The sequence below is a fragment of the Allosphingosinicella sp. genome (genome assembly GCF_046295735.1).
GTDB lineage: Bacteria > Pseudomonadota > Alphaproteobacteria > Sphingomonadales > Sphingomonadaceae > Allosphingosinicella.
In genome coordinates, this window is sequence record NZ_JBKBMQ010000010.1 from 25,240 (window position 1) to 50,626 (window position 25,387).

19 protein-coding genes are annotated in these 25,387 nt (G+C 69.1%); 10 read left to right on the forward strand and 9 right to left on the reverse strand.

Annotation, left to right across the window (positions count from 1 at the left end; all coding sequences use genetic code 11):
* Positions 1-4 precede the first annotated feature (4 nt).
* The 3 genes from ACK4K7_RS10605 to ACK4K7_RS10615 are packed head-to-tail and all read right to left on the reverse strand — an operon-like array spanning position 5 to position 3,757.
* Positions 5-598, reverse strand: coding sequence for a TIGR04282 family arsenosugar biosynthesis glycosyltransferase (locus ACK4K7_RS10605; RefSeq protein ID WP_431865855.1), 594 nt, complete (start codon positions 596-598; stop codon positions 5-7).
* Entirely contained in the window at positions 595-2,727 is a 2,133-nt protein-coding gene (locus ACK4K7_RS10610) for an FAD-dependent oxidoreductase (RefSeq protein ID WP_431865856.1), read from the reverse strand. Before ACK4K7_RS10610 ends, ACK4K7_RS10605 begins: the two co-directional genes overlap by 4 nt.
* A gap of 25 nt (positions 2,728-2,752) precedes the next feature.
* A complete protein-coding gene (locus ACK4K7_RS10615) occupies positions 2,753-3,757 on the reverse strand; it encodes an NAD(P)/FAD-dependent oxidoreductase (protein ID WP_431865858.1) in 1,005 nt (334 codons plus the stop codon).
* On the opposite strand from ACK4K7_RS10615, the gene ACK4K7_RS10620 reads away from it, so the two are divergent.
* On the forward strand, positions 3,719-4,720 hold the full coding sequence (locus ACK4K7_RS10620; protein WP_431865859.1) for a radical SAM protein: 1,002 nt from the start codon (positions 3,719-3,721) through the stop codon (positions 4,718-4,720). The two genes, ACK4K7_RS10615 and ACK4K7_RS10620, sit on opposite strands and share 39 nt — an antisense overlap.
* A gap of 7 nt (positions 4,721-4,727) precedes the next feature.
* Here the strand turns inward: ACK4K7_RS10620 and ACK4K7_RS10625 are convergent, their stop codons facing one another.
* Positions 4,728-4,892 (reverse strand): DUF3008 family protein, encoded by a 165-nt coding sequence (locus ACK4K7_RS10625; protein ID WP_431865861.1) that lies wholly within the window; start codon positions 4,890-4,892, stop codon positions 4,728-4,730.
* A gap of 75 nt (positions 4,893-4,967) precedes the next feature.
* On the opposite strand from ACK4K7_RS10625, the gene ACK4K7_RS10630 reads away from it, so the two are divergent.
* Together ACK4K7_RS10630 and pgl are read left to right on the forward strand one after the other, a co-directional pair.
* Positions 4,968-6,068, forward strand: a complete 1,101-nt coding sequence (locus ACK4K7_RS10630) for a serine hydrolase domain-containing protein (RefSeq protein WP_431865863.1) — start codon at positions 4,968-4,970, stop codon at positions 6,066-6,068.
* 58 nt (positions 6,069-6,126) lie between these two features.
* On the forward strand, positions 6,127-6,840 hold the full coding sequence (pgl, locus tag ACK4K7_RS10635; protein ID WP_431865865.1) for a 6-phosphogluconolactonase: 714 nt from the start codon (positions 6,127-6,129) through the stop codon (positions 6,838-6,840).
* A 16-nt stretch (positions 6,841-6,856) separates the two neighbouring features.
* Here pgl and ACK4K7_RS10640 read toward each other — a convergent pair whose 3' ends face one another.
* Genes ACK4K7_RS10640 through ACK4K7_RS10650 form a run of 3 tightly spaced genes read right to left on the reverse strand, consistent with a single transcriptional unit; the run spans position 6,857 to position 10,330 of the window.
* Positions 6,857-8,107 carry an N-succinylarginine dihydrolase gene (locus ACK4K7_RS10640; RefSeq protein ID WP_431865867.1) on the reverse strand — a complete coding sequence of 417 codons (1,251 nt, stop codon included), beginning with the start codon at positions 8,105-8,107 and terminating at the stop codon, positions 6,857-6,859.
* Between the two features lie 7 nt (positions 8,108-8,114).
* Positions 8,115-9,125, reverse strand: coding sequence for an arginine N-succinyltransferase (locus tag ACK4K7_RS10645; protein WP_431865869.1), 1,011 nt, complete (start codon positions 9,123-9,125; stop codon positions 8,115-8,117).
* The gene (locus ACK4K7_RS10650) at positions 9,122-10,330 is read right to left on the reverse strand and encodes a hydrolase (RefSeq protein ID WP_431865871.1); all 1,209 of its coding nucleotides are present in this window, start codon (positions 10,328-10,330) and stop codon (positions 9,122-9,124) included. The genes ACK4K7_RS10645 and ACK4K7_RS10650 overlap by 4 nt, the downstream gene beginning before the upstream one ends.
* A gap of 111 nt (positions 10,331-10,441) precedes the next feature.
* Between ACK4K7_RS10650 and ACK4K7_RS10655 the strand changes: the two genes are divergently transcribed.
* From ACK4K7_RS10655 to fghA, 7 genes are all read left to right on the forward strand, one after another.
* Positions 10,442-10,888: a hypothetical protein gene (locus ACK4K7_RS10655; RefSeq protein WP_431865873.1), complete on the forward strand. Its 447-nt coding sequence runs from the start codon at positions 10,442-10,444 to the stop codon at positions 10,886-10,888.
* A gap of 37 nt (positions 10,889-10,925) precedes the next feature.
* On the forward strand, positions 10,926-11,642 hold the full coding sequence (locus ACK4K7_RS10660; RefSeq protein WP_431865874.1) for an NAD-dependent deacylase: 717 nt from the start codon (positions 10,926-10,928) through the stop codon (positions 11,640-11,642).
* Positions 11,639-14,296 carry a phosphoenolpyruvate carboxylase gene (ppc, locus tag ACK4K7_RS10665; protein ID WP_431865876.1) on the forward strand — a complete coding sequence of 886 codons (2,658 nt, stop codon included), beginning with the start codon at positions 11,639-11,641 and terminating at the stop codon, positions 14,294-14,296. Before ACK4K7_RS10660 ends, ppc begins: the two co-directional genes overlap by 4 nt.
* Positions 14,297-14,448: 152 nt before the next feature.
* Positions 14,449-20,268 carry an SdrD B-like domain-containing protein gene (locus tag ACK4K7_RS10670; RefSeq protein WP_431865877.1) on the forward strand — a complete coding sequence of 1,940 codons (5,820 nt, stop codon included), beginning with the start codon at positions 14,449-14,451 and terminating at the stop codon, positions 20,266-20,268.
* A 107-nt stretch (positions 20,269-20,375) separates the two neighbouring features.
* Complete coding sequence (locus ACK4K7_RS10675) at positions 20,376-21,965, forward strand: phytoene desaturase family protein (protein WP_431865879.1); 1,590 nt, start codon at positions 20,376-20,378, stop codon at positions 21,963-21,965.
* Between the two features lie 150 nt (positions 21,966-22,115).
* Complete coding sequence (locus tag ACK4K7_RS10680) at positions 22,116-23,228, forward strand: S-(hydroxymethyl)glutathione dehydrogenase/class III alcohol dehydrogenase (protein WP_431865881.1); 1,113 nt, start codon at positions 22,116-22,118, stop codon at positions 23,226-23,228.
* A 190-nt stretch (positions 23,229-23,418) separates the two neighbouring features.
* Complete coding sequence (gene fghA, locus ACK4K7_RS10685) at positions 23,419-24,252, forward strand: S-formylglutathione hydrolase (protein WP_431865883.1); 834 nt, start codon at positions 23,419-23,421, stop codon at positions 24,250-24,252.
* Here fghA and ACK4K7_RS10690 read toward each other — a convergent pair.
* Entirely contained in the window at positions 24,245-24,478 is a 234-nt protein-coding gene (locus tag ACK4K7_RS10690; protein ID WP_431865885.1) for a DUF6356 family protein, read from the reverse strand. The genes fghA and ACK4K7_RS10690 overlap by 8 nt on opposite strands.
* Before the next feature lie 8 nt (positions 24,479-24,486).
* Positions 24,487-25,383: a 3-keto-5-aminohexanoate cleavage protein gene (locus ACK4K7_RS10695; RefSeq protein WP_431865886.1), complete on the reverse strand. Its 897-nt coding sequence runs from the start codon at positions 25,381-25,383 to the stop codon at positions 24,487-24,489.
* Positions 25,384-25,387 lie beyond the last annotated feature (4 nt).

Genomic DNA, 25,387 nt, shown 5'->3' on the forward strand with positions numbered 1-25,387 from the left:
CGCCCTAGCGCATCTTCCCGGCATCGGGGAGGAGAAAGAGGTCCTCCGGATCGTCCACGTCGCGCAGCGTCTCGCCGAGATGGAGCCGCCACCCGAGCCGATCGATGCGCGCCACGGTCGCGGCGGCGACTCCGGCGGTGCTCCAGGCGATGCCGGCGAACAGCGACGGATCGAAGCGGGCGAGGCCGAGCAGCACATAGCCGCCGTCCGCCGCCGGATGGAGGATCGCGTCCGCCTCGTCGAGCGCCTCGGCCGCGGCGCGGAGGCGGTGCCGGTCGAGCGCCGGGCAGTCCGTGCCGATCAGCAGCGGCCGCGCGCCCCCGGCGAGGCAGCGCGCCGCCGCCCGGGCCAGCCGCGCGCCGAGATCGCCCTCGCCCTGCGCCGCGAGGCGGAGCGGCGGCCCGTCATACCAGCCCGCCGGATCGGGATCGCCCGCAAGCTCGACGTCCAGCCCGCTCGCCAGCGCTTCGGCGACGGTGCAAGCGAGCATGTCCTTCGCCAGCGCCGCCGCGCCGCCCGCGCCCAGAGCGGGGATCAGCCTGGTCTTCACCCGCCCCGCCACCGGCGCCTTGGCGAAGACGATGACGCGCGCTTTCACCCGCGCCGCCGGCGGTGCCAGCGCTCGGCAAGAGCGAGCAGCCGTTCGGGCTTGTGCGCCTGCTTCCACTCCCCGGCCGCATAGCGGTTGGCCTCCGCCATGGTGGGATAAGCGTGGATGGTGCCGAGGATCTTGTTGAGGCCGATGCCGTGCTTCATCGCCAGCGTCAGCGTCGCGATCAGCTCGCCCGCATTGTGGGCGACCACGGTGGCGCCGAGGATCCGGTCGCGCCCGGGCGCGACGAGGATCTTGACGAAGCCGTGCGCCGCCCCCTCCGTCACCGCGCGGTCGAGATGGGAGAGTTCGTGGCGCACGACCTCGTAGGCGAGGCCGGTCGCGCGGGCGCTCGCCTCGTTATGGCCGACGCGGCCGACCTCCGGATCGGTATAAGTGACCCAGGGGAGGAAGCGGTAATCGGGCCGGAACCTCTTCACGCTTCCGAACAAGGCGTTGACGGCGGCGAACCAGGCCTGGTGCGCGGCGGCATGGGTGAATTGATAGGGACCGGCGAAATCGCCGACCGCGAAGATGTTCGGGAAGCGCGTGTCGAGAAAAGGTCCGAGCTCCAGCGGCGCGGCGGTGTCGAAGCCGAGATCCTCCAGCCCGTAGCCGGACAGGCGGGGCCTGCGGCCGACGGCGAGGATCAGTTCGTCGAAGGCGAGCTCCTTGTCCCCCTCCGCTCCGCGCAGCGTGAGCGTGCCCGGCGCCGCCCGCACCGCCTGATGCGCAGTCAGAATCTCGACGCCCTCGCCGCGCAGGTGGCCCGCGACGAAGGCGGCGGCGTCCTCGTCCTCGCGCGGGAGGATGCGGGGGCCGGCCTCGACGAGGCTGACCGCGCTGCCCAGCCGCGCGAACGCCTGCGCCATTTCCGTCCCGATAGGCCCGCCGCCGACGATCGCCACCCGGCGCGGCAGCTCGCCGCGGGCGGACAGCGCGTCCCACATCGTGTCGCTGGTGAGGAAGGGCACGTCCGCGAGGCCCGGGATCGGCGGCACGACCGGCTCCGCGCCCGTCGCGAGCACGATCGCCCGCCCGGTGATGCGCTCGCCATTCACCTCCACCGTCCATGGGTCGATCAGTCGGGCGTGGCCGAGGCGCACGTCGACGCCGAGCTTGCGGTAGCGCTCCGGGCTGTCCGCCGGCTCGATATGCGCGATCACCTCCCGCACCCGCGCCATCACGCGGGCGAGGTCCACGCGCGGCGTCCCCGGTTCCAGTCCGAAGCGGTCGGCCGTGCGGATCTCGTGCGCGAGGCGCGCGGAGCGGATCAGCGCCTTGGACGGAACGCAGCCGGTGTTGAGGCAATCGCCGCCCATCCGATGGCCTTCGATCAGGGTGACCTTCGCCCGCACCGTCGCGCCGATATAGGCGGTGACGAGCCCGCCGGCGCCGGCGCCGATCACGATCAGGTTGCGGTCGAACCGCCTGGGGCGCCTCCAGCCCTTGTAGACGCGGCCGCGGCGCAGGCGATCGACGGCGAATTTGGCGAGGAGCGGAAAGAGGCTGAGGAGGACCAGCGACCCGACCAGCGCCGGCGACAGGATGTCGGACGGTTCGCGGATGCGGGCGAGCTGCGTGCCCGCGTTCACATAGACGAGCGTCGCGGGGAGCATGCCGGCCTGGCTGGTGAAGGTGAAAGCCGGCACCCGCATCTTCGTCAGCCCCATGGCGAGGTTGACGAGGAAATAGGGCACCGCCGGGTTGAGCCGCAGCGTCAGCAGATAGAAGATGCCGTCTTTGGCGATGCCGCGGTCGAGCGCCTCGACCCGGCGGCCGTAGCGGCGCTCCACCCAGCCGCGCAGCAGATAGCGGGAAGCGAGGAAAGCCAGCGTCGCCCCCGTCGCGGACGCGAAGGAAGCGATCACCGCGCCAAGGAACAGGCCGAAGATCGCGCCGGCGGCCAGCGTCATGATCGCGGCGCCCGGGATCGAAAGCGAGGTGATGGCGACGTAGAGGAGGAAGAAGCCGACCACCATCGCCACCGGATGGGCCTCGAGCATGCGCGCGAGTTCCGCCTGGCTGTCGCGCAGCGTGTCGAGCGTGAGGAGATCGGCCGCGCCGCTCGCCAGCGCGAACGCGATCGCGGCCGCGATCAGCAGCAGGAGGGCGATCCGGCCGTGGCTGCGCAACTTCTACTCTCCTTCGAGCCAGCGGTTAGCGGAAGCGTGAGACGAAGGCGAGATCAAGGCGGCGCTTCACGAGGAGAGCGGCGCGCGAGCGGTGGGAGAGGCCGCCCCAGGTCGCGAAGCCGCTTCCGTCGCCGAGGTCCATGATCGACAGCCAGCGGCGTTGCGGGCGGTAGCGGGCCAGCGGCCGCCCCTCGGCCGCGGCGATCAGGTTGCGCAGCAGCACCGGCGCCTGGCGGACTCCGAAGACGCCGTGTTTGGGCAGCGGGCGCGGCAGGAAATCCGCGCAGTCTCCGGCCGCGAAGATGCGGGGATCGTCGCGGCTCCGGAGCGTGGCGTCGACCGGGATGGCGGGTGGGCCGCCGACGAGCCCGGTGGCGGCGACGATCTCGTCCACCGGGATCCGGCCTCCGCCATCGAGCAGCGCCGCTCCCTCGGCATGGCCGACGATCTTCGCATCCTCGAGCGCCACGCCGCGCCCCGCGAGGCTGCGGTAGAGGCCGGGCCAGTCCGGCCGCGGTCCGCACAAGGTGATGGCGAGGTCCAGCCTCTGTCGTTCGGCGAGGCCGGCGAGGCAGGCGGCGATCTCCGTGCCGGTCGGCCCGGCCCCCGCCACCGCGATGCGGGCGCGGCCGGCGGCGATCAGCCGACGCTTCAGCACGGTGAGGTTGGCGAGCGGCTTGGCCGGCACCGCGGGGAAGGGCGCGGCGACATGGCTGCCGACGTTGACGCTGGCGAAGTCGAAGGGCAGCGCGCCGCCGCCGTCGATCCGGGCGCGCCCGTCCTCGATGCCGGTGCAGGACGCGTCGACATGAAAGATGCCGCGGCAGGCGCAGAGGGCGGCGACGTCCACCCGGTTCGCATCGTCCGGCAACGCGCCGGACAGCACGCCGGTGGCGAGGCCGGAATAATGGAACCAGCGCGGCGACAGCATCACCGGATCGAGCCCGGCGGCGCGCAGCCGCCGCACCTGACAGGTGAGGAGGAGATTGGCATGGCCGGCGCCGATCAGAAGGAGGGTCTTGGCAGCCATGCCCCTTTCTCTCTAACCGGGTCGGCGAGGAGAGAGACCATCGCCGCCGCCAGCCCCTTTTCCGTCCCCGACGCCCGGCCGATCGATCCGGCCAAGTTCCGGGACCCGGACCGTACGGCCAGAGGCGAACCGCGGGCGAAGGTGTGGATGGACCGGCTGGACACGCTGTGGATCAACACCGGCACCCTGTGCAACCTCGCCTGCCCCAGCTGCTATATCGAAAGCTCCCCGACCAACGACGCGCTCGTCTATATGAGCGCGGCCGAAGTCGAGGACTATCTCGACGAGGCCGAGGCGATGGGCGCGCGGGAGATCGGCTTCACCGGCGGCGAGCCCTTCATGAACCGCGACATCATGGCGATGCTGTCCTCGGCGCTGGCCCGCGGCTTCGAGGTGCTGGTGCTCACCAACGCGATGCGGCCGATGCGGCGGTTCGAGGCGCGTCTGCTCGAGCTCCCGCGCGCGCGGCTGACCTTCCGCGTCAGCCTGGACCATCACGGCCGCGCGCTGCACGAGGCGGAGCGGGGCGAGGGCAGCTGGGAGAAGGCCCTGGACGGGCTCGGCTGGCTGGCGGCGAACGGGTTCAAGGTGGCGGTGGCGGGCCGCCGCCTGGGTCCGGAAGACGAGGGGCTTTACGCCGCTCTCCTTGCCCGGCTCGGCATCGTGCCGGACCATGTCGTCCTGTTCCCGACGATGGACGCGGGCGCGGACGTGCCGGAGATCAGCGACGCCTGCTGGGGCATTTTGGGCGTGTCCCCCGCCGCGCCGATGTGCGCGTCTAGCCGGATGGTGGTGAAGGCGAAGGGCGCGGCGCGGCCGCATGTCGTCGCCTGCACGCTGCTTCCCTACGATCCGCGCTTTGCGCTCGGCCCGCGCCTGACGGAGGGCGCCCGCGAGGTCGCGCTCAATCACCCCCATTGCGCGCGCTTCTGCGTGCTGGGGGGCGCGAGCTGTTCGGGCTGAGCGGCGGTCAGTCCTTGCGGCCGGTCGACGCCATCTCCTTCAGCTTCTTCTCGCTCATCGATTCGTACATCGACTTGGACGGGCCCTTGAGGTCGCTCACCTCGCTGTCGCCGCGCTTGGCGGACAAAGCGGCGCCGGCAGCCTTTTGCTGCGCGTCGGACTTTGCGGGCATGGATCTTCTCCTTTCGTTCAGGAAGAACCGGCAGGATGGCGCGCGGGTTCCGGCCGGACGGGAGGCGGCAAGAGGATGATCGCGCGATACGCCCTGACGCTGCTGGCGCTGGTCGCCGCGCCGGCGGCCGCGCAGCGTCCGCACCCGGCGCAAGCGGCGCTGGAGGCGGCGCGGGTCGAACTCGGCCTGCCCGGAATGGCGGCGGCGGTTTGGAAGGACGGGCAACTGATCCTCGACATCGCGGCGGGCGAGCGGGCGCTGGGGAGCGGCGTGCCGGTCGCGGTGGGCGACCCGTTCCACATCGGCTCGATCACCAAGCCGTTCACCGCCACGCTCGCCGCGCGGCTGGCGGAGCAGGGGCGGATCGGCTTCGGCCAGCGCATCGCCGACCTGCTGCCGGACCTTTCGGGGCTCAGGCCCGAATATGCGGAGGTGACGCTCGCCGATCTGCTCGCCCATCGCGGCGGGATCAGCGCGTCGCCGAGCCCGGAGGAAGGGGCGCGCCTCGTGCGCTTGCGCGGCCTGACAGAGCGGCGCCTCGCCGTCGCCGAGATCATGCTCGCCATGCCGCCAAGCGGGACGCCGCGCCGCACCTTCCTCTATTCGAACTTCTCCTACGTCATCGCCGCCGCGATGATGGAGCGGGCGACCGGCCGGCCTTACGAGGAACTGGTGGCGGAGGAGGTGCTGGCGCCGCTGGGCCTCGCCAGCGCCGGGTTCGGGGCGCCGGGAAGCCCGGCGGCGATCGACGCGCCGCGCGGCCATTTTCCCGAGGGCACCAATCTTGCCGGCCCGATCGATCCCGCGAGCCCGATCGCCGACAATCCCGCTTTCGCCCAGCCGTCGGGCGGGCTCCACATGTCGATGCGCGATCTCGCCGCCTTCGGAGCCGATCATCTGCGCGGCGCGCTCGGGCAGCCGGGCACGCTGCTGCGTCCGGAAAGCTATGCCTTCCTTCACGCGCCGGTCCCCGGCGCGGAGGCGACCGGCTGGGCGCTGGGGCCGGGCGCCGAGCGGCACCATGACGGATCGAACCGGCGCTGGTACGCTCTGCTGCGCTTCATACCCGAAGAACGGCTGGTGATCGCCGTCGCCGGCAATTCGGCGGGGGACGAGCGCCGCACCGGCCCCGGCCTGTTCGCGCTCAGCGACCGGCTCCGCCGCCTGGTCCGCTGACGGGTTGCCAGCCGGGCGCGAGCCGCTATGTCCGGCCGCCAGACGAGCGGAGCGTGACATGGACGAAGTGGAATGGTGGGAATTCGGCAGCCGTAAGGAGCTGGCCGAGCAGGCGGCGGGCGACGTCGCCTTCGTGATCGAGAGCGCGATAGAGGCGCATGGCGGCGCGCGACTCGCCCTCCCGGGCGGGCCGACTCCCGATCCGATCTACGCGGCGCTCGCCGAGAGCAGGGGCATCGACTGGTCCAAGGTGACGATCCTGCCGACCGACGACCGCCTGGTGCCGCTCGACGACGCGCTCAGCAACCATGCCAAGCTCAGCCGCTTCTTCGCGCCGCTCGGGGCGGAGATCGTCTCGCTGGTCGATGAAGCGGCGCTCGACAATTATCGCGAGGCCGGGCGACTGGCGGACCAGCGGCTGGCGCTGCTGCACTGGCCGCTCGATCTCGTCATGCTCGGCATCGGCGAGGACGGGCACACCGCCTCCATCTTCCCCGGTCCCGATTACGACCGCGCGATCGCCGGCCCGCGCGAGCGGCGCGCGGTGGGCGTGCGTCCCGATCCGATGCCGGAGGACGCGCCGGTCGAGCGCGTCACATTGACCGCGGTCGCGATCGGATCGGCGCGCGCGGTGATGATCGTGCTGGAAGGCGCGAAGAAGCGCGAAGTGCTGGAACGGGCGATCGGGCAGGGGCCGCTGTCGGACCTGCCGATCGGCCGGGTCGTGGCCGAGCTCGACGCGGCGATCGACATTCTGTGGAGCCCCGACTGAACCGGTCCGGACCGGTTCAGATGAGTTCGTCGAGATCCAGGAGGCGGTAGAGCGCGGTCCGGGCCTGGTCGAGCCGGTCCCACAGCGCAGGCTCCAGCAGGTCGGCGGGGGCGATCTCCTCGGGCCAATGCTCGGCGATGCAGGCGCTGATCCGGTCGAGCCTGGCGGCGTCGGCCATGAAGCGGGGATCGACCGCGGCGGGGTTGGCGACGACGCGCAGGCGCAGGCAGGCGGGTCCGCCGCCATTCGCCATCGACTGGCGCACGTCGACCACCTTCAGCTGGCGGATCGGGCCGTTGTCGGCGACCATGTCCTGCAGCCAGGTCCACACGCTCGGCGTCTCGCGCGCTTCCTCGGGAAGAATGAGGGCCATGCCCTGGCCGTCCGGGAGCGTCACCAGCTGCGCGTTGAACATGTAGGAGCGGATGGCGTCCTCCAGGCTGACGGCGCTCGCCGGCACCTCGACGATCTCCGCCTTCGGCATCAGGCGATGGATCTGGGTGTAGAAGGCCGGGCGGTCCTCGAAGGCGAGTTCGTGGCAGAAGAGGACGGTCTCGTTCGCGACCGCGACCACGTCGTTGTGGAAGGCGCCGGCGGCGATCGCCTCCTCGCTCTGCGCGACGAACAGGGTGCGGTCGAGGTCGAGCCGATGGGAGCGGGCGATGGCGTTCGACGCCTCGATATGCTGGCGCACCGGATAGTCGCGGCCGCGCACGCCGTAGACGAAGATCTCGACGCCCGGCGCGTCATGCGCGGGGGCGAGCCGCATATGATTGGCCGCGCCTTCGTCGCCGAACGTCGCCGGAATGGGGGCGTGGACCTGGAAATGGTCCGGGTCGGCGAAGGCGAGGCGGAGCTGCGCCAGGGTCTCGGGCCATTCGTGGCTGCGATGCGCCATCGTCCTGAGGTTGGCGGCGGTGAGATGGCAGCGCCCGTCCGCCGTGTCGGGGGCGGGGGAGACGGTGGCGGCGTTGGCCGCCCACATCGCCGACGCGCTGAACGCCGCCGGGCGGAGCGAGGCGGGCACCTCCTCGACGCTGGTCGCAAGCTCGGCCAGCCAATGCCGGTCCGGCCGGCGGTGCGGCAGGAACAGGCCCTGGGCGAGGCCGAGGCGCAGATTGTGGCGCATCTTGTCGACGCCCTGCAGCGCCGCGGCGCGGGGGTGCGATACCGCGCCCTTGTTGGTGGTCGACGCGACATTGCCGATGCTCAGCCCGGAATAATTGTGGCTGGGCCCGATGATGCCGTCGAAATTGATTTCCTGCATGGTTGCCTCAGCGGCTGATGGCGATGAAGTCGTCGCCCGGGGCGATGCCGAGCAGCTCCGCGCTCGCCGGGTCGAGCGTGGCGCGCCCGTCGGGAAGGACGTGGAGCCGCCCGTAAGCGGCGGCGAAGTCGGTGAGGCGTCCCGCGGCGAGGAGGGCGTCATGGCCCTCCCCGCTCTCGTCGAGGTCGGCGAGGGTGTGGGGCTTGGCGTCGCGAACCGTGCGGATAGAGTCGGTCGCGGCGGCCATGGTCGGCCCGCCGTCGAAGATGTCGATATAGCCGTCGAAGCTGAAACCTTCCTTCTCCAGCATCTTCATCGCGGCGCGTCCCGACGGGTGGGGGACGCCCATCACCACCCGCGCGCTCTCGGGCAGCATGGCGGTGTAGATCGGCGTCTTGGGCATCAGATCGGCGATGAACTGGTTGCCATGGGTGGCGTTGAACTCGTCCGCTTCCTGAAAGGTCATGCCGAAGAAGCGGCCGGCGACCGCGTCCCAGAAGGGGGAGGCGCCGCTTTCGTCGATCACGCCGCGAAGCTCCGCCAGCACCTTGCCGGCGAAACTGTCGCGGTGGAGCTTCATGAAGAGGTAGCGGCTGCGCGCGAGCAGCAGGCCGAGGCCGCCGGCCCGTTCGTGCGGATGGAGGAACAGCCCGCCCACTTCCGAGCAGCCCTCGAAATCGGTGACGAGGTTCAGCATCTCGGCGCGGAAGGTTCGGTTCAGCGCCTTGGACGTCTGCGTGAACGTGGTGATCTTGTAGCTGTAGAAGGGCCATTCGGTGCCGACCTTGCTGAACACCTGGCAGGTGCCGCGGATCTGACCGGTCTCTGTATTTTCGAGCACGAACATGAAGAAGCCGTCGCCCTCCGTGCCGGAGAAGGCGGCTTCGGACCGCACGAGCTTGCCGACCAAGGTCGCCTTGTCGGGCGGGAGGTTGGTGAACCCCCCGCCGGTCAGCTTGGCCATTTCGTAGATCGCCTGGAAATCCTCGTTCCGCGCCGGGCGCACCCTGAAGCTCACAAATCCTCCCCTTGCGCCAGCCGCATGATGGCGAGCGCCGACAGTTGCGCGCGCTCGAGCAGGCTCTCCACGATCAGAAATTCCTCGGACGAATGGATGGCGCCGCCGCGCACGCCCATCGTGTCGACCACGGGCACGCCGCAGGCGGCGATGTTGTTGCCGTCGCAGACGCCGCCGCTCGCCTTCCAGCCGATGTCCTGCCCGAGATCGGCGCCGCAGCGGCGGACGAGTTGAAACAGGCGCTCGGCCGGGCGGTTGAGCGGCTTGGGCGGGCGCGCGAAGCCGCCATGGACGTGGGCGCGCACCTCGTGCGCCGCCTCGATCGCCGCCACCGCCTCGCGCAGCGCCGCCTCCGCGACCGCCTGCAGCTCGGCGGTGCGGGGCCGCATGTTGACGCGCAGCGTCGCCCGGTCGGGCACGACATTGTTGGGGCCGCCGCCGTCGATCCGCGCCGGATTGACCGACAGGCCGTCGCGCCGCGCGGCGGCGAGCCGCAGCGCGAGATCGGCGGCGGCGAGGATGGCGTTGCGGCCCTCCTCCGGATTGCGCCCGGCATGGGCGCTGCGGCCTTCGAGGAAGATCGAGAAATTGCCGCTGCCGGGCCGGGCGCCGGCAAGCGTCCCGTCGGGAAGAGCGGCGGGCTCGTAGGTGAAGGCGGCCTTCTTGCCGCGCGCGGCCTCGGCGATCAGCCCGGCCGATCCGGGCGAGCCCACTTCCTCGTCGGAATTGATCACCACCGCATAGCCGAGCCGTTCGGCCAAGGGGGAGGCTTCGACCGCCTTGAGCGCGGCCAGCATGACCGCGATCCCGCCCTTCATGTCGGCGACGCCGGGCCCGCCGAGCACGCCCTCTTCCCGCCAGAAGACCTGCTGGAAAGGGTGGTCGGCGCCGAACACGGTGTCCATGTGGCCGGTGAAGAGCAGCTGCACCGGCGCTTCGGGGCGCACGCGCAGGTGGAGATTGCGGCCATGGGCGAGCGGCTCCAGCGATCCGTCCGCCGCCATCGTCTCGACCGGCGCGGGGTCGCGCAGCTCGGCGGGGCCGAGCGCCGCGAACTCTTCCCGCAGGATTTCCGCGATGGCGGCCAATCCGTCGAGGTTGCGCGAGCCGCTGTTGACCGCGGCCCAGGCGCGGACCTGGTCCAGCATCGGCGCGTCGGCGCAACGCTCGACCGTTGCGCGCTCGTCTGTGCTCAAGCCCCTCATGCCGCAGCGCTCTAGCGCCAGTTTCATGCGAGCGCCACCGCCCGGCAAAAGCCGCTCCATTGCAGGCGGCCGTTTTCCGGCTAAGCTGTCGCGGAAACGGGGGAGGGAAACATGGCCCGCAACACATGGCTCATCGCCGGCGGCATCCTGAGCGCCGCCGCTGCTGTCCTTCACCTCGGGGTGATTGTGGGCGGCCCCGACTGGTACCGCTTCTTCGGCGCCGGGGAAGCGATGGCGCGGGCGGCCGAGCGCGGATCGGCCATGCCGGCCCTCATCACCTTCGGCATCGCCGTCATCCTGGCGGTGTGGGCGCTCTATGCATTTTCCGGGGCGGGGCTCATCCGCAGGCTCCCGCTTCTGCGCACCGCTTTGATCCTGATCAGCGCGGTCTATCTGCTCCGCGCGGTCGCGCTTCTCCCCGCCCTCATCGTTCGGCCGGAGATCATCGACACCTTCGCGGTGGTGAGTTCGGCGGTGGTGCTCGTCTACGGCCTCGCCTATCTGATCGGAACGTGGACGGGATGGCGCGCGCTCACGCCGGCACGAGCCGGGAGATAACTTTTCGCCTCCCGCGCCATCGGCTAAGCGGATCGCCATGCATCGGGACGACATCCGCAACATCGTGATCCTCACCGGCGCGGGCATTTCCGCCGAGTCGGGCGTCGCCACCTTCCGCGGCCCGGACGGGCTTTGGGAAGGGCACCGCGTGGAGGATGTGGCGACGCCGGAGGCGTTCCGCCGCGATCCGGCGCTCGTCCAGAACTTCTACGACGCACGGCGGGCGAAGTTGCGGGACGTGGCGCCGAACGCGGCCCACCGGGCGCTGGCGCGGCTCGACGCCGAATGGCCGGGCGAGCTCCTGATCGTCACCCAGAATGTCGACGACCTTCATGAGCGCGGCGGGGCGAAGCGGCTGCTCCACATGCATGGCGAGCTGAAATCCGCCTGGTGCCTCGCCTGCGACGGACGCTTTCCCTGGGCGGAGGACCTCGGCCATGGCCCGCAGTGCCCGGGCTGCGGCGCGGCGGGGCGGCTGCGGCCGGACATCGTCTGGTTCGGCGAGATGCCCTATGAGATGGAGCGGATCGAGAGCGCGCTGATGGCGGCGGACCTGTTCGTGTCGATCGGAACGTCGGGCGCGGTCTATCCCGCCGCCGGCTTCGTCCAGACGGCGCGTTATTGCGGCGCGCGGACGCTGGAGATCAACCTGGAGCCGAGCCTCGGCAGCATCCACTTCCACGAAAGCCGCATCGGCCGCGCGGGCGACCTGGTTCCGGCCTGGGTCGACGAGCTGCTCGGGGGCGGCGCATGAGCAGCGCGCCGCCGCCCGTCGAGCAGAATCCGGATATCCGCTTTCTCGGCCGTCTGCTCGGCGACGTGATCCGCGAGGAGGGCGGCGAGGCGCTGTTCCGGCGCATCGAATATATCCGGGCCGCCTCCGTCGACCGGCACCGCGGGGTGGCGGGGGACGCGATCGACCGGGGCCTGGGATCGCTCACGCTCGACGACACGCTCGCCTTCGTGCGCGGCTTCATGCTGTTCTCGATGCTCGCCAACCTCGCCGAGGACCGGCAGGGCGTCTCGACGGAGCGCAGCGTCGGGCTCGCCGCCGCGCTGGAGCGTCTGGACGCCGAAGGCGTCGACCGGGAGGCGGCGGCGCGCCTGCTCGACCGGGCGCTCATCATGCCGGTGCTGACCGCGCATCCGACCGAAGTTCGCCGCAAGAGCATGATCGACCATCGCAACCGCATCGCCGAGCTGATGCGGCTGCGCGACGCGGGCGTCGGGGAGACAGGGGACGGCGAGCCGGTGGAGGAGGCGCTGGTGCGGCAGATCGCGCTCCTCTGGCGCACCCGGCCGCTGCGCCGGGAGCGGCTGTTCGTCGCCGACGAGGTGGAGATCGCGCTCTCTTATCTGCGTGACGTGTTCCTGCCGGTGCTGCCGGCGCTCTACGCGCGCTGGGAGCGGGCGCTGGGACGGGAATTGCCGAGCTTCCTGCGGCCCGGCAGCTGGATCGGCGGCGACCGCGACGGCAATCCGTTCGTCAATGCCGAGACGCTGCGCATCGCGCTCGCCGGGGGCGCGGAGACGGTGCTCGCCCATTATTTGGAGGAAGTGAACGCGCTCGGCGCCGAACTGTCGCTGTCGGCCGAGCTGGCGCCGGTGGGGGAGGCGGTGCGGGCGCTGGCGGACGGGTCGGGCGACGCAGGCGTCGCCCGGAGCGACGAGCCCTATCGCCGGGCGCTGACCGGCATTTACGGGCGGCTGGCGGCGAACTTCCGCGCCGTGGCGGGACGGGGACCCGCCCGTCCGGCCGCGGTGGAAGGCGCGGCTTATCCGCGGCCCGAGCACCTGCACGCGGATCTGGCGACGCTGGCCGACGGCCTCGGAGCCCTTGCCGGCGGGAGGCTGAAGCGGCTGATCCGGGCGGTAGATACGTTCGGCTTCCATCTCGCCAGCCTCGACCTCAGGCAGAATTCCGCGGTGCACGAGCGGGTGGTGGCGGAGCTGCTGCGGGTGGCGGGCGTCGAGCGCGACTATCTGGCGCTCGACGAAGCCGAGCGGGTGGCTTTGCTCCGCCGCGAGCTGGCCGGCGCGCGCCTCCTGGCCGTGCCGTTCGCCGACTATGGCGAGGAGACCGCGTCCGAACTGGCCATCGTCCGCGCCGCGGCCGAGGCGCATGCCCGTTACGGGCCGGCGGCGATCACCACCTACAACATTTCCAAGGCCGAAAGCGTGTCCGACCTGCTGGAGGTGAACCTGCTGCTGAAGGAAGCGGGGCTCTACCGGCCGGGCGATCCGCCGCAGGTGGCGGTGATGGCCGTTCCCCTGTTCGAGACGATCGCCGACCTCGAAAACGCGCCCGCGGTCATGGACGACTGGCTGTCGCTGCCGGAGGTGAAGGCCGCGACCGCCGCGCGCGGGCACCAGGAAGTGATGGTCGGCTATTCCGACAGCAACAAGGACGGCGGCTATCTGACCTCGGTCTGGAGCCTCAACAAGGCGAGCCGGGCGCTGGCCGCGACCTTCGAGGCGCGTGGGACCGCGATGCAGCTGTTCCACGGCCGCGGCGGCGCCGTGGGACGGGGCGGGGGATCGAGCTTCGACGCGATCCGCGCGCAGCCGCACGGCACCGTCAACGGCCGCATCCGCATCACCGAGCAGGGCGAGGTGATCGCCGCCAAATATGGCACGCCCGACGCGGCCGCCGCCAATCTGGAGACGATGGCGTCGGCGACCCTGCTGGCCAGCCTGGAGCCGGAGCGGCTCGGGGCGGCGGACCGGGCGCGGTTCGAGTCGGCGATGGAACAGCTGTCGGCGACCGCCTTCGCCGCCTATCGCGGGCTGGTCTACGAGACGGAGGGCTTCCGCGCCTTCTTCCGGCAGATGACGCCGATCAGGGAGATCGGGGACCTCAAGATCGGGTCGCGACCGCCGAGCCGTACCGCCTCCGACCGGATCGAGGACCTGCGCGCCATACCCTGGGTGTTCAGCTGGGCGCAGGCGCGGGTGATGCTGCCCGCCTGGTACGGCGTCGGCGCGGCGCTCGACGGCTTCGGCGACCTGCCGCTGCTCAGGGAGATGCGGGAAGCCTGGCCCTTCTTCCGCGCGACGCTCGACAATCTCGAGATGGTGCTCGCCAAATCCGACATCGAGATCGCCGGGCTCTATGCGCAACTGGTGGAGGACCGGGCGCTGCGCGACACCATCTTCCCGCGCATCGAGACTGGCTGGCGCACCACGCACGACCGGCTGCTGGAAGTCACCGGCGAGGCCCGCCTGCTGGAGGGCAATCCGCGCCTGGAATCCTCGATCCGCTTGCGCCTTCCCTATATCGAGCCGCTCAACCTCCTCCAGATCGAGCTGTTGCGGCGCCACCGCGCGGGCGAGGACGACCCGCGCATTCGGGAGGGCATCCAGCTTTCGATCAACGCGATCGCCACGGCTTTGCGCAATTCGGGCTGAATAGGAAGCAAGTCGTCTTTCCTGCGGATTTTACTGCCTTTTTCAGTCAAGTCATGAAAATGTCGTAATAATTCCGCGTGACACCTGCATTGGCTTGTGCCAACCTTGCCGCCTGACGCGCGCGCTCTGCGCCTCGGAGGGGGAATATCAAGATGTCCGTTACCGCTACTCGCACGACCAGCCTGTTCCAGGACAATGACGGCGACGGTCGCGTCGACGCAGGCGATATCCTGCTGTTCGGGGTGACCATTGCCAATACGGGATCGAACCTGGTCACCGGCATCCAGATCACGGACAACTTCCCCGGGACGGTCCAGAGCGGATCGATCAAGATCACGCCGGTGACGGGCAACGACGCCTTCAGCATCACCGGCAACACGCCGATCACCCTGTCCTTCGCGAGCCTGACCGGCAACGATTACGATCCGGACGGCGGCGCGGTCACGATCACCAGCATCGGCGGCATTCCCGTCGGTTCGGGCTCCACGGTGACCGTCTTCAACGGCATTGACGAGGTCGGCACCCTTTCGGTGAACTGGGGCGCGCAGACCTTCACCTTCGTCCCCAAGACCGGTCTCGCGGTCAATTCGACGCCGAACTTCACCTACACGATCAAGGACGCGGACGATCTTCCGGCCAACCAGCCCGGCACCGTCACCTTCACCATCGCCAACAACGTTTGGTATGTGAACGCCGACGCGAGCTCGGTGGGCGCCGACGGCTCTTACCTCCGGCCGTTCACCTCGCTTGCCCCGCTGAACGGGCTCCACGGGGCCGACGACTTCGACGCGGCCGGCGACACGATCTTCGTCTACAACAGCACGACGGCGCTGACCGGCGGCATCCAGCTCGAGGCGAACCAGAAGCTCTACGGCGGCGGCCAAGCCTTCCAGGCGAACGGCATCACCATCAGCACCGGCGCGGCCAACTCGACCATCAATCACAGTGTTCACGGCGTCATGCTCGACGCCGGCAACGAGGTGCGCGGCATCAATTTCCACGGCACCTCGACCGGCGCGGTCGGGATCGTCGACGGCAACAAGTCCGTGGGCAACCTGACGATCGCCAACGTGGCGGTCTCGGGCCAAGGCCAGATCCTTGATATCGACCAGGGTGGCACCGTCTCCATCCAACTCAACAGCGCGAGTTCGACGGGCACCAGCGTCGCCAGGGGCGGCGTCATCGACCTGAACCAGGTGCAGGGGACGTTCGTGGTCACCGGCGCCACCAGCATCACCGGCAGCCATGTGCAGACCGGTATCGATGTGACCGGATCAGGCAGCGCGATCGGCGTGACGCTCGGCGGCGCGGTGACCGTCAACGCCGGCGGCAATGTTGGCATCAACTTCTCGAGCAACACGGATGCGACATTCGTGATGAATGGCGCGGGTGTGAAGGACATCACCAGCGTCGTCAACGGCATCAACATCCAGAGCAACTTTGGGGCCACCAATTTCGGCGTCTCCGGCGGCACGCTCGACGTGTACGCCGGTGCCGGCCATGCACTCAACATACAGGGCAACGTCGCGGTCAACGCCACCGTGTCGAGCAACGTCATCCTCAATGCCGGCGGCGGCGGCAACGCGCTCAACGTTCAGGGCAATAGCGGTGCGGGCAACCTCACCTTTTCGGGTGCGTCGAAAGATCTGGATGCGACCAGCGGCAGCGGTATCAGCTTCACCGGCAACGCCAATAGCATCCTGAACTTCAGCAATGGCGGCCTTGACGTCGATGTGACGAGCGGCCGCGCGATCAGCGCCAGCGGCGGCGGCACGCTCGCGATCAGCGGCAACAACAACACCGCCCATGCCACCACCGGTTCGGCCGTGTGGATCGACGGGACGTCGAGCGGCGGCATCACGCTTCAGCAGGTCGGAGCCGCGGGAGGCGAGGCGACCGGCATTTACCTCCGGAACGCGGGCACCGGCGGTTTCGCCGTCACCGGCACCGGGACGACGGACGGTACCGGCGGCTCGATCACAGGGAAGACCCACGGAACCCACGGCGTTACGACGGCCGGAACCGGCGTCTATCTCGAGAACGTGTCCAACATTTCGCTGAAGAACATGAACTTCAGCAACATGGACAATTACGGCATTCGCGGTCAGAACGTGAACAATTTCACGCTGGATAACTCCAACCTGACCGGGTTCCATGGCAATTCCATTCTTTCCAGCAGCCGCGAGAGCGCGATCCGCTTCGACGAGCTGACCGGGAATGCGAACTTCACCGACAATCTGATTTCCGGCGGTTATCAGCACAATCTGATGATCGACAACAATGCCGGAACGCTGAATCTCAACGTTCTACGCAACGACATCAAGAACACGCATTCCAGCGTCGAGGGAGACGACGGCATCCACGTCGAGGCCGGCGGCACCTCGACCATGTTCATCAATGCGTCCAACAACATCTTCACGTCGCATGGCGGCGATCACTTCAACCTGTCGCTGCTGCAAAATTCGAACGTGCACTTCACGTTCAAGAACAACGACATGCAGAATGGGCACGTGAACGGCTTCGGCGGCGGCGTGTTCGTGATCGCCGGCGCTCACAACGGCTCGCTGTTCTACGACATCTCGAACAACGGCACCGCCGCGGATCCGATGATCGGTCACCGCCAGGGTGGCGCCATCCACGTCGCGCAGCTGACCGGCACCGGCACGTTCAACGGCACGATCGCCAACAACTTCATCGGTAATGCCTCGGTGCCGCTGTCCGGCTCCGAACAGGGCATGGGCATCTACGTCGAGCAGCGAGGGAACGGCACGCACACCGCGTTGGTGACCGGCAATACCGTTCGCCAGTGGTACGACATGGGCATGGTGTTCGATCAGGGCGAGGGAAGCGGCCGCTTCAACCTCACCGTCACCAACAACAGCCTCTCCCACTATGGCCATCCCACCGACTCCGGCCACGGCCTCCGCTTCAACACCGGCATTCTGAGCGGCTCCGCGCCGGTCATGTACCTCGACGCGCGGAACAACAACGTCGCGACGGCGGGGAACGAGCCGAATTACAACGACATCTCGCTGCGCGCCACCAACCTGGCCAACGTCCATATTGCGGGCCACACCGGCGGCAACAGCGCTGCGTCGGCGGCATCCTATCTTCAAAGCGTCAACACGGCGACGACCTCCGCGGGCTTCAAGTCGTCGACCGCCACCATCCACAATCTCGCGCTCAACGCAGTGCCGCAGCCGACCGCTCCGACCGTTCCCGCGGCGCCCTCGTCGAGCACGGGCGTGTTGGGCGGCGACGGCTACACCGCCGCCACCATCACGCCGCCCTCGACCTCCGCGGGTTCCGGCACCCTCGGCACGGGAGCGCCGGCCAATTCCATCCCGGCCGGCCCGAACCCGGGATCGGCGGGGCCGTTCCAGATCGGGCAGCTCTATGCCGGTAAGAGCGTCACGCTCACCTGGCTCGAAGCCGTCCCCGGGTTCGGCGAGAATCGCATCGTCCCGAATTTCGTCATGGCGAGCAGCGTTACTGGACTCGACGGTGGCATTTCCTTCATCGAGCAGACCAACGAGCAGACGCTCGGCGGATCGACCACGCCGCTGGCGCTCGACCTGCTGACGCTCGGCAACCTCATCTTCCACGACGCCAATTTCAACGGCCAGCGCGATGCGGGTGAAGCCGGCATCGGCGGCGTCTCGATCACCCTGTTCGCCGACGACGGCGACGTGGCGGGCGAGTGGGACGCCAACGACACCGAAATCGGCACCACCACCACGGACGCGTCGGGCAATTACAAGTTCGAGCATCTGGCGGCCGGCGACTATCTGATCCGCCTCAACGCCTCCAACTTCGTCGGCGGCGGCGCGCTCGCGACCTACTACGTCACCTTGCCAGGCGGCGAGGCGATTGATCCCAACAACAACGATCCGAACGACAGCAACGGCTACCGGTCCGGCGGCGTGGTGCTGACCCGGCCGATCCGCCTCGATTACGGCCAAGAGCCCGGCGGCAGCGTCAACAACACGCTCAACATCGGCATGTTCGCGCCGGTCTTCAACGGAACGGCGGGCCCCGACACGTTCCAGGCGCCGACCAACGATCCCTGGACGATCTACGGCAATGCCGGCAACGACGTGCTGACCGGCGGCCTCGGCAACGACCACATCTATGGCGGCGAGGGCGACGACATCATCGACGGCGGCGCGGGTGAGGACGACACCGGAACCGACAAGATGTGGGGCGGCCCAGGCAACGACACCTTCATCGTCGACAGCGAAGATGACGAAGTCTACGAGTTCGCGAACGAAGGCTTCGACACGATTTTCTCGCGCGGCAGCTACACGCTGCTCGCCGGCTCCCACATCGAGGCCCTGCGGACCACGGCCGTCAGCGGAACCGCGCCGGTGAATTTCACGGGCAACGAGTTCGACAATTCGATCTTCGGCAATGCGGGCAACAATATTTTGCGAGGCATGGACGGCGACGACAAGCTCTATGGCCTCGCCGGTGATGATGAACTGTTCGGCGGCGACGGCGACGACCTTCTCGACGGCGGCCCCGGGGACGATATCCTGCGCGGCGGCCGCGGCAACGACACCTACATCGTCTCCGAAGGCGACACGGTGCTCGAAGACGAGAACGAAGGGATCGACACGGTCTTCGCGCGGACCAGCTTCACGCTGACCGCCGGGAGCCATGTGGAAATCCTGCGCACCAACGCCGGCAACGCCACCACCGCCATCAACCTCACCGGCAACGAGTTCGCCAACACCATCCACGGCAATGCGGGGGCCAACGAGTTGCGCGGCATGAGCGGCGACGACGTACTGTTCGGCCACGGCGGCGATGACGAACTGCATGGCGGCGACGGCGATGATCAGCTGAACGGCGGCGACGGCAACGACCGGCTCTACGGCGGCGCCGGGATCGACCAGCTGTTCGGCGGTGCTGGCAACGATCTGCTCGACGGCGGTGCCGGCGACGACATCATGCGGGGCGGAAGCGGCGACGACACCTACTTCGTCGACAGCGCGGGCGATCAGGTGATCGAACTCGCCGGCGAAGGGTACGACACGGTACGCGCGTCGGTCGATTACGTGCTGGCCGCCACCACCCATGTGGAGGCGTTGCGCACCACCGACAGCCTCGGCACCGATCCGCTGAAGCTCACCGGCAACAACTTCGCCAACGAGATCGAAGGTAATGCCGGCGACAACGAGCTGTTCGGCCTTGGCGGCAATGACGTGATCTATGGCCTCGACGGGGACGACAAGCTCTACGGCGGCCTCGGCGACGACATTCTGTACGGCGGTGCGGGCAATGACCTGCTCGACGGCGGTGCGGGCAGCGACACCATGTATGGCGGCGCGGGCGACGACACTTACATCGTCGACAACCCGAACGACGTCGTGATAGAACATGCCGGCGAGGGGCACGACACCATCTTCTCGCGGGGCAGCTACACGCTCGCGGCGGGCAGCCATGTCGAGGTCCTTCGCACGACGTCGGTCAACGGCACCACGGCGGTCAACTTCACCGGGAACGAGCTGGCGAACGCGATCTTCGGCAATGCCGGATCGAACGTGCTGCGCGGCATGGACGGCGACGATTATCTCCACGGCCAAGCCGGCGACGATCATCTCTATGGCGGCGCGGGGAACGACACGCTCGTCGGCGGCACCGGTGCGGACAATTTCTACTTCGACACCGCGCTCGATCCGGTGAACAATGTCGATGCCATCCTCGACTTCAACGTCGCGGACGATACCATCCACCTCGATCGTGCGATCTTCACCGGAATCGGCTCCAACGGCGTGCTCGACGCCGGCGCGTTCCGGGTCGGGACGGCGGCGGCCGATGCGGACGACCGGATCATCTACAACAGCGCCACCGGCCAGATCTTCTACGATGCGGACGGAGCAGGCGGGGCGGATGCGATCCTGTTCGCGACCGTGAGTCCGAACCTGGCGCTGACGCATCTCGACTTCGTCGCCTATACCGGCGGTTGAGCCGGCCTGAGGCAAGCGGGGCCGCGTGGGGCGAATCTCCGCGCGGCCCTTCGCTTGTTTCCAATCCCACTGGCGGCGGACCGGCGGCCTACCTATAGCCCGTGCCGATGGCGAAAGCGGGTCCGATCGACGTCCTCATCATCGGCGCGGGGCATAACGGCCTCGTCTGCGCCTGGTATCTTGCCGATCGCGGCCTGAAGGTCGCGGTGCTCGAGGCGCGGGGCGTGGTCGGCGGGGCTGCGGTGACGGAGGAATTCCACCCCGGCTTCCGCAACTCCACCGCCAGCTACACGGTGAGCCTGCTGAACCCCCAGGTGATCCGCGACATGCGCCTCGACGCGCATGGCCTGCGGGTGGTCCTGCGCAAGATCGACAATTTCCTTCCGACCGAGGGTCCCGAGCATCTGCTCGCCGGCCGCAATGGGCTGACGCGGCGGGAGATCGCCCGCCACTCGGCCAGCGACGCGGAAAATTTCGACGCTTATGCCGCGGCGATCGGCCGGGTGGTCGGCGTGCTGCGGCAATGGCTGCTGAGGGCCCCGCCCAATGCCGGCGGCGGCCTCGGAGACCTGCTTGCCATGCTGAAGCTCGGCGGCGGCGTCGCCCGGCTCGGCATCGAGGGACAGCGCGACCTCGCCGACTTCTTCACCCGTTCCGCGGCGGAAATCCTGGAGCGCTATTTCTCGACCGAAATCGTCCAGGCGCTGTTCGGCTTCGACAGCGTTGTCGGCCATTATGCCAGCCCCTACGAGCCCGGCTCGGCCTATGTGCTCCTCCATCATCTGTTCGGCGAGGCGGCCGGCGTGGAGGGCGCATGGGGTCATGCGATCGGCGGCATGGGCGCGATCACCAAAGCGATGGCGCGCGCCTGCCGCGCCAAGGGCGTGGAAATCCTGGTCGATACGCCGGTCGAGGAGGTGATCGTGGAGCGCGGGCGGGCGGCGGGCGTGGTGGCGCGCGGCACCGCCTATCGCGCGGCGGCGGTCGCCGCCGGTGTGAACCCGAAGCTGCTCTTCACCTCGCTGCTGCCGGAAGGCGCAGTCGATGCCGACAGCGCCGGGCGCATGGCCAAGTGGCAGAGCGAGTCGGCCACCTTCCGGATGAATCTGGCTTTGTCCGAACTGCCGCGCTTCACCTCGCTGCCGGAACCGGGCGACCATCTGACCGCCGGCATCATCATCGGCCCGTCGCTCGGCTATATGGACCGCGCCTGGCTCGACGCGCGGCGCGACGGCTGGTCGCGGGAGCCGGTGGTCGAGATGCTGATCCCGTCGACGCTGGACGACAGCCTCGCGCCCGCCGGCGCGCATGTCGCGAGCCTGTTCTGCCAGCATTTCCCCTACGAGGTGGCGGGCGGCTGGGACGCCAGGCGCGACGAGGCGGCGGATCACATCATCCGTCACGTCGATCGCTTCGCGCCGGGCTTCGCCGCATCGGTGGTGGGGCGGCTCGCGCTCAGCCCGCTCGATCTCGAGCGCCGCTTCGGCCTTGTCGGCGGCGACATCTTCCACGGCAAGATGGGGTTGTCCCAGCTCTTTTCGGCCCGTCCCATGATCGGGGCGGCCGATTACCGGATGCCGCTGCCGGGCCTTTACCTTTGCGGCGCGGGCGCGCATCCGGGCGGCGGCGTCACCGGCGCGCCCGGCCACAATGCCGCACAGGCGATCCTCAAGGATCGGTGGAAGTGGGCACGCTGATATCCTCCCTGTGGAGCGAAGCTCCATGGGGAGGGGGACCATGCGGAGCATGGTGGAGGGGCTGGCAGCGTCCTTGCCCCTCCACCACCCTTCGGGTGGTCCCCCTCCCCGCGAGCTTCGCTCGCAGGGAGGACTGAGAAGGAGATCAAGATGAAGACCAGAGCCGCCATCGCCGTCGCGCCCAACCGGCCGCTGGAGATCCACGAAGTCGATCTCGACGGGCCGAAGGCCGGCGAGGTGCTGGTCGAGATCATGGCGACCGGCATCTGCCACACCGACGCCTACACGCTGGAGGGCAAGGATTCGGAGGGCATCTTCCCCTCGATCCTCGGCCATGAAGGCGCCGGGATCGTGCGGGAAGTGGGAGCAGGCGTGACCTCGGTGAAGGTCGGCGACCATGTCATTCCGCTCTACACGCCCGAATGCCGCCAGTGCAAAAGCTGCCTCAGCCGCAAGACCAACCTGTGCACCGCGATCCGGGCGACGCAGGGCAAGGGCGTGATGCCGGACGGGACCAGCCGCTTCCGCCTGGGGAACGAGACCATCTACCATTATATGGGTTGCTCGACCTTCTCGAACTTCACGGTCATGCCGGAGATCGCGGTCACCAAGGTCCGCGAGGACGCGCCGTTCGACAAGATCTGCTATATCGGCTGCGGCGTGACCACCGGCGTCGGCGCGGTGCTCTGGACCGCCGGCGTGGAGCCGGGCGCCAATGTCGTCGTGTTCGGCCTCGGCGGGATCGGACTCAACGTCACCCAGGCGGCGCGGCTGGTCGGCGCGGACAGGATCATCGGCGTCGACATCAATCCCGCCAAGCGCGCCATGGCCGAAGCCTTCGGCATGACCCAGTTCATCAACCCGAACGAGGTCGGCGCCGACAAGCTGGTCGCCGCGATCGTCGATGCGACGGACGGCGGTGCCGATTACAGCTTCGACTGCACCGGCAACACCGACGTGATGCGCGCCGCGCTCGAATGCTGCCACCGCGGCTGGGGGGAGAGCGTCATCATCGGCGTCGCCGAGGCCGGGCGCGAGATTTCGACCCGGCCGTTCCAGCTGGTGACGGGGCGGGTGTGGAAAGGCTCGGCGTTCGGCGGCGCCCGCGGCCGCACCGACGTGCCGCGCATCGTCGACTGGTACATGGACGGCAAGATCGCCATCGACCCGCTGATCACCCACACCATGCCGCTCGACGACATCAACCAGGCGTTCGACCTGATGCACGAGGGCGCGAGCATCAGGAGCGTGGTGGTTTATTGAGGAACAGCCTTCTCCCCTTGCGGGAGAAGGATCCGGAGCCTTGGCAGCTTGCTGCCTAGGCGCAGTTGGATGAGGGGTCGCGGCCGCTGGCCGCGCGGCGCCGAAGGCGCCGACCCCTCTCCAAGCTTCGCTAGCCGCGATGCGGCAAGCTTCGCTATCCTCTCCCGCAAGGGGAGAGGGGGAGGATCGAATGGACACGCTCTCGGTAACTCGCGCTCATGGCGGCACCCAGCATGTGGTGCGGCATGCCAGCCGCGCCACCGGCACCGACATGACCTTCTCTGTCTTCGTGCCGCCCGCAGCCGAGGCGGGGGCGCCATGCCCGGTCGTCTGGTATCTGTCGGGCCTCACCTGCACCCATGCCAACGTCACCGAGAAGGGCGAGTATCGCCGCGCCTGCGCGGAGCTCGGGCTGATCTTCGTCGCGCCGGACACGAGCCCGCGCGGCGAGGGAGTGCCCGACGACCCGGCCTATGATTTCGGCCAGGGCGCCGGCTTCTACGTGGACGCCACGCAGGCGCCCTACGACGCTCATTACCGGATGTGGACCTATGTCGCCGAGGAACTGCCGGAAGTCGTCGCGGCGGCCTTTCCGGCCGACATGGCGCGGCAGGGGATCATGGGCCATTCGATGGGCGGCCACGGCGCGCTGACGGTGGCGCTGCGCCACCCGGGCCGCTTCCGCGCCGTATCCGCCTTCGCGCCGATCGTCGCGCCGTCGGAGGTGCCGTGGGGCCGCAAGGCGCTCGGCCGCTATCTCGGCGAGGATCGGACGGCCTGGCGGCGGCACGATGCGGTCGCCCTGATCGAGGACGGGGCGCGGCTGTCCGAGCTGCTCGTCGACCAGGGCGCGGCCGACAATTTCCTGGAGACGGAACTGCAGCCATGCCGGCTGGAGAAAGCCTGCGCCGAGGCGGGGATCGACCTCACCCTGCGCATGCGGCCGGGCTACGACCACAGCTATTACTTCATCTCCACCTTCATGGAGGATCATCTGCGCTGGCACGCGGCGCGGCTCAGATGATCGGGTGACGCTCCCAGTTCACCTTGTCGACGCGCTTGTTCATCTTCTTGTGGAGCGCGCACATCGTCCGGCTGGCCGTGTTGACGAACAGGAAGGGGAGGACCGCGTGGATCATGCAGGCGATCCCGCCCAGCGTCATCCTGAGGCCGAAGCCGCCGGCGGTCGCGAGATGCTCCAGATAGGTCTCGTCGACTTCGTGCGGATGCTTCGTGAAGATGTTGGGCATGGCGCTCCTCATAGCGCGGCGGCGCCCCGCTCGCCACCCCCGGCGGTTTCGGCGATGCCGAGCATGGCTCGCGCCTCGTCCGGAGAGGCGACGGCGCGGCCGGCCTGCCGGGCGCAGGCGGCGAGCGCTTCGACCAACTGGCCGTTGCTCGCGGCCCGGCTTCCGTCCGGAAGGTAGAAGGTGTCCTCGAGCCCGGTGCGGAGGTGCCCGCCGAGCTCGGCGGCGCGGCGGTGGACCGGCCAGATGTCGGCGCGGCCGATGAGCGTGGTCTGCCAGGGCGACCCTTCGGGGCGGTAGCGCAGCAGCAGTTCGAGCAGGTCGGCGTCGACCGGCATGCCGCTTGCCACGCCCATCACGAAGTTCATCTGCGGCACGCCCTTCGCCATGCCCGTCTGCATGTAGAGCGAGACCGAGCGGACGATGCCGACGTCGAAACATTCGAACTCGGGGACGGAGCCGATGCGGTAGATGGTGTCCAGATAGGCCGCGAGCTTCTCGACCGGATTGTCGAACACCATCGGCGGCCAGGCCCAGCGGCCGTCGGACGCGGCCTTGAGATAATTGAGCGTGCCGGCATTGGCGGCGGAGATTTCGGGGCGCACCGCCTCGAGGCAGGCGAGCGGACCCGAAATGTCGGGGCCGACATGGCCGGAGGTGGAGTTGATGAGGAGGTCCGGGCATTCGGCGCGGATCGCATCGACGATAGCGCGGGCGACCTCCGGCTCCCAGCTCGGCAGATGGCCCATTCCGGGCTCCTGCCGGCGATAGTGGATGTGGACGATGGCGGCGCCGGCGTCGCGCGCCTCGCGGGCGGCGGCCGCCATCTGCTCCGGCGTCACCGGCACGTTGAAGCGGGCCGGATCGGTGAGGACGCCGTTCAGGGCGGCGGTGAGGATCGCCTTCATCGCT

Coding starts and splice junctions, on each gene's coding strand:
- ACK4K7_RS10655 (WP_431865873.1), top strand. CDS start 10,442: ATGGCCCGCAACACATGGCTCATCGCCGGCGGCATCCTGAGCGCCGCC.
- ppc (WP_431865876.1), top strand. CDS start 11,639: ATGAGCAGCGCGCCGCCGCCCGTCGAGCAGAATCCGGATATCCGCTTT.
- ACK4K7_RS10695 (WP_431865886.1), bottom strand. CDS start 25,383: ATGAAGGCGATCCTCACCGCCGCCCTGAACGGCGTCCTCACCGATCCG.
- ACK4K7_RS10630 (WP_431865863.1), top strand. CDS start 4,968: ATGATCGCGCGATACGCCCTGACGCTGCTGGCGCTGGTCGCCGCGCCG.
- ACK4K7_RS10625 (WP_431865861.1), bottom strand. CDS start 4,892: ATGCCCGCAAAGTCCGACGCGCAGCAAAAGGCTGCCGGCGCCGCTTTG.
- ACK4K7_RS10680 (WP_431865881.1), top strand. CDS start 22,116: ATGAAGACCAGAGCCGCCATCGCCGTCGCGCCCAACCGGCCGCTGGAG.
- ACK4K7_RS10690 (WP_431865885.1), bottom strand. CDS start 24,478: ATGCCCAACATCTTCACGAAGCATCCGCACGAAGTCGACGAGACCTAT.
- ACK4K7_RS10650 (WP_431865871.1), bottom strand. CDS start 10,330: ATGAGGGGCTTGAGCACAGACGAGCGCGCAACGGTCGAGCGTTGCGCC.
- ACK4K7_RS10615 (WP_431865858.1), bottom strand. CDS start 3,757: ATGGCTGCCAAGACCCTCCTTCTGATCGGCGCCGGCCATGCCAATCTC.
- pgl (WP_431865865.1), top strand. CDS start 6,127: ATGGACGAAGTGGAATGGTGGGAATTCGGCAGCCGTAAGGAGCTGGCC.
- ACK4K7_RS10670 (WP_431865877.1), top strand. CDS start 14,449: ATGTCCGTTACCGCTACTCGCACGACCAGCCTGTTCCAGGACAATGAC.
- ACK4K7_RS10620 (WP_431865859.1), top strand. CDS start 3,719: ATGGCCGGCGCCGATCAGAAGGAGGGTCTTGGCAGCCATGCCCCTTTC.
- ACK4K7_RS10660 (WP_431865874.1), top strand. CDS start 10,926: ATGCATCGGGACGACATCCGCAACATCGTGATCCTCACCGGCGCGGGC.
- ACK4K7_RS10675 (WP_431865879.1), top strand. CDS start 20,376: ATGGCGAAAGCGGGTCCGATCGACGTCCTCATCATCGGCGCGGGGCAT.
- fghA (WP_431865883.1), top strand. CDS start 23,419: ATGGACACGCTCTCGGTAACTCGCGCTCATGGCGGCACCCAGCATGTG.
- ACK4K7_RS10640 (WP_431865867.1), bottom strand. CDS start 8,107: ATGCAGGAAATCAATTTCGACGGCATCATCGGGCCCAGCCACAATTAT.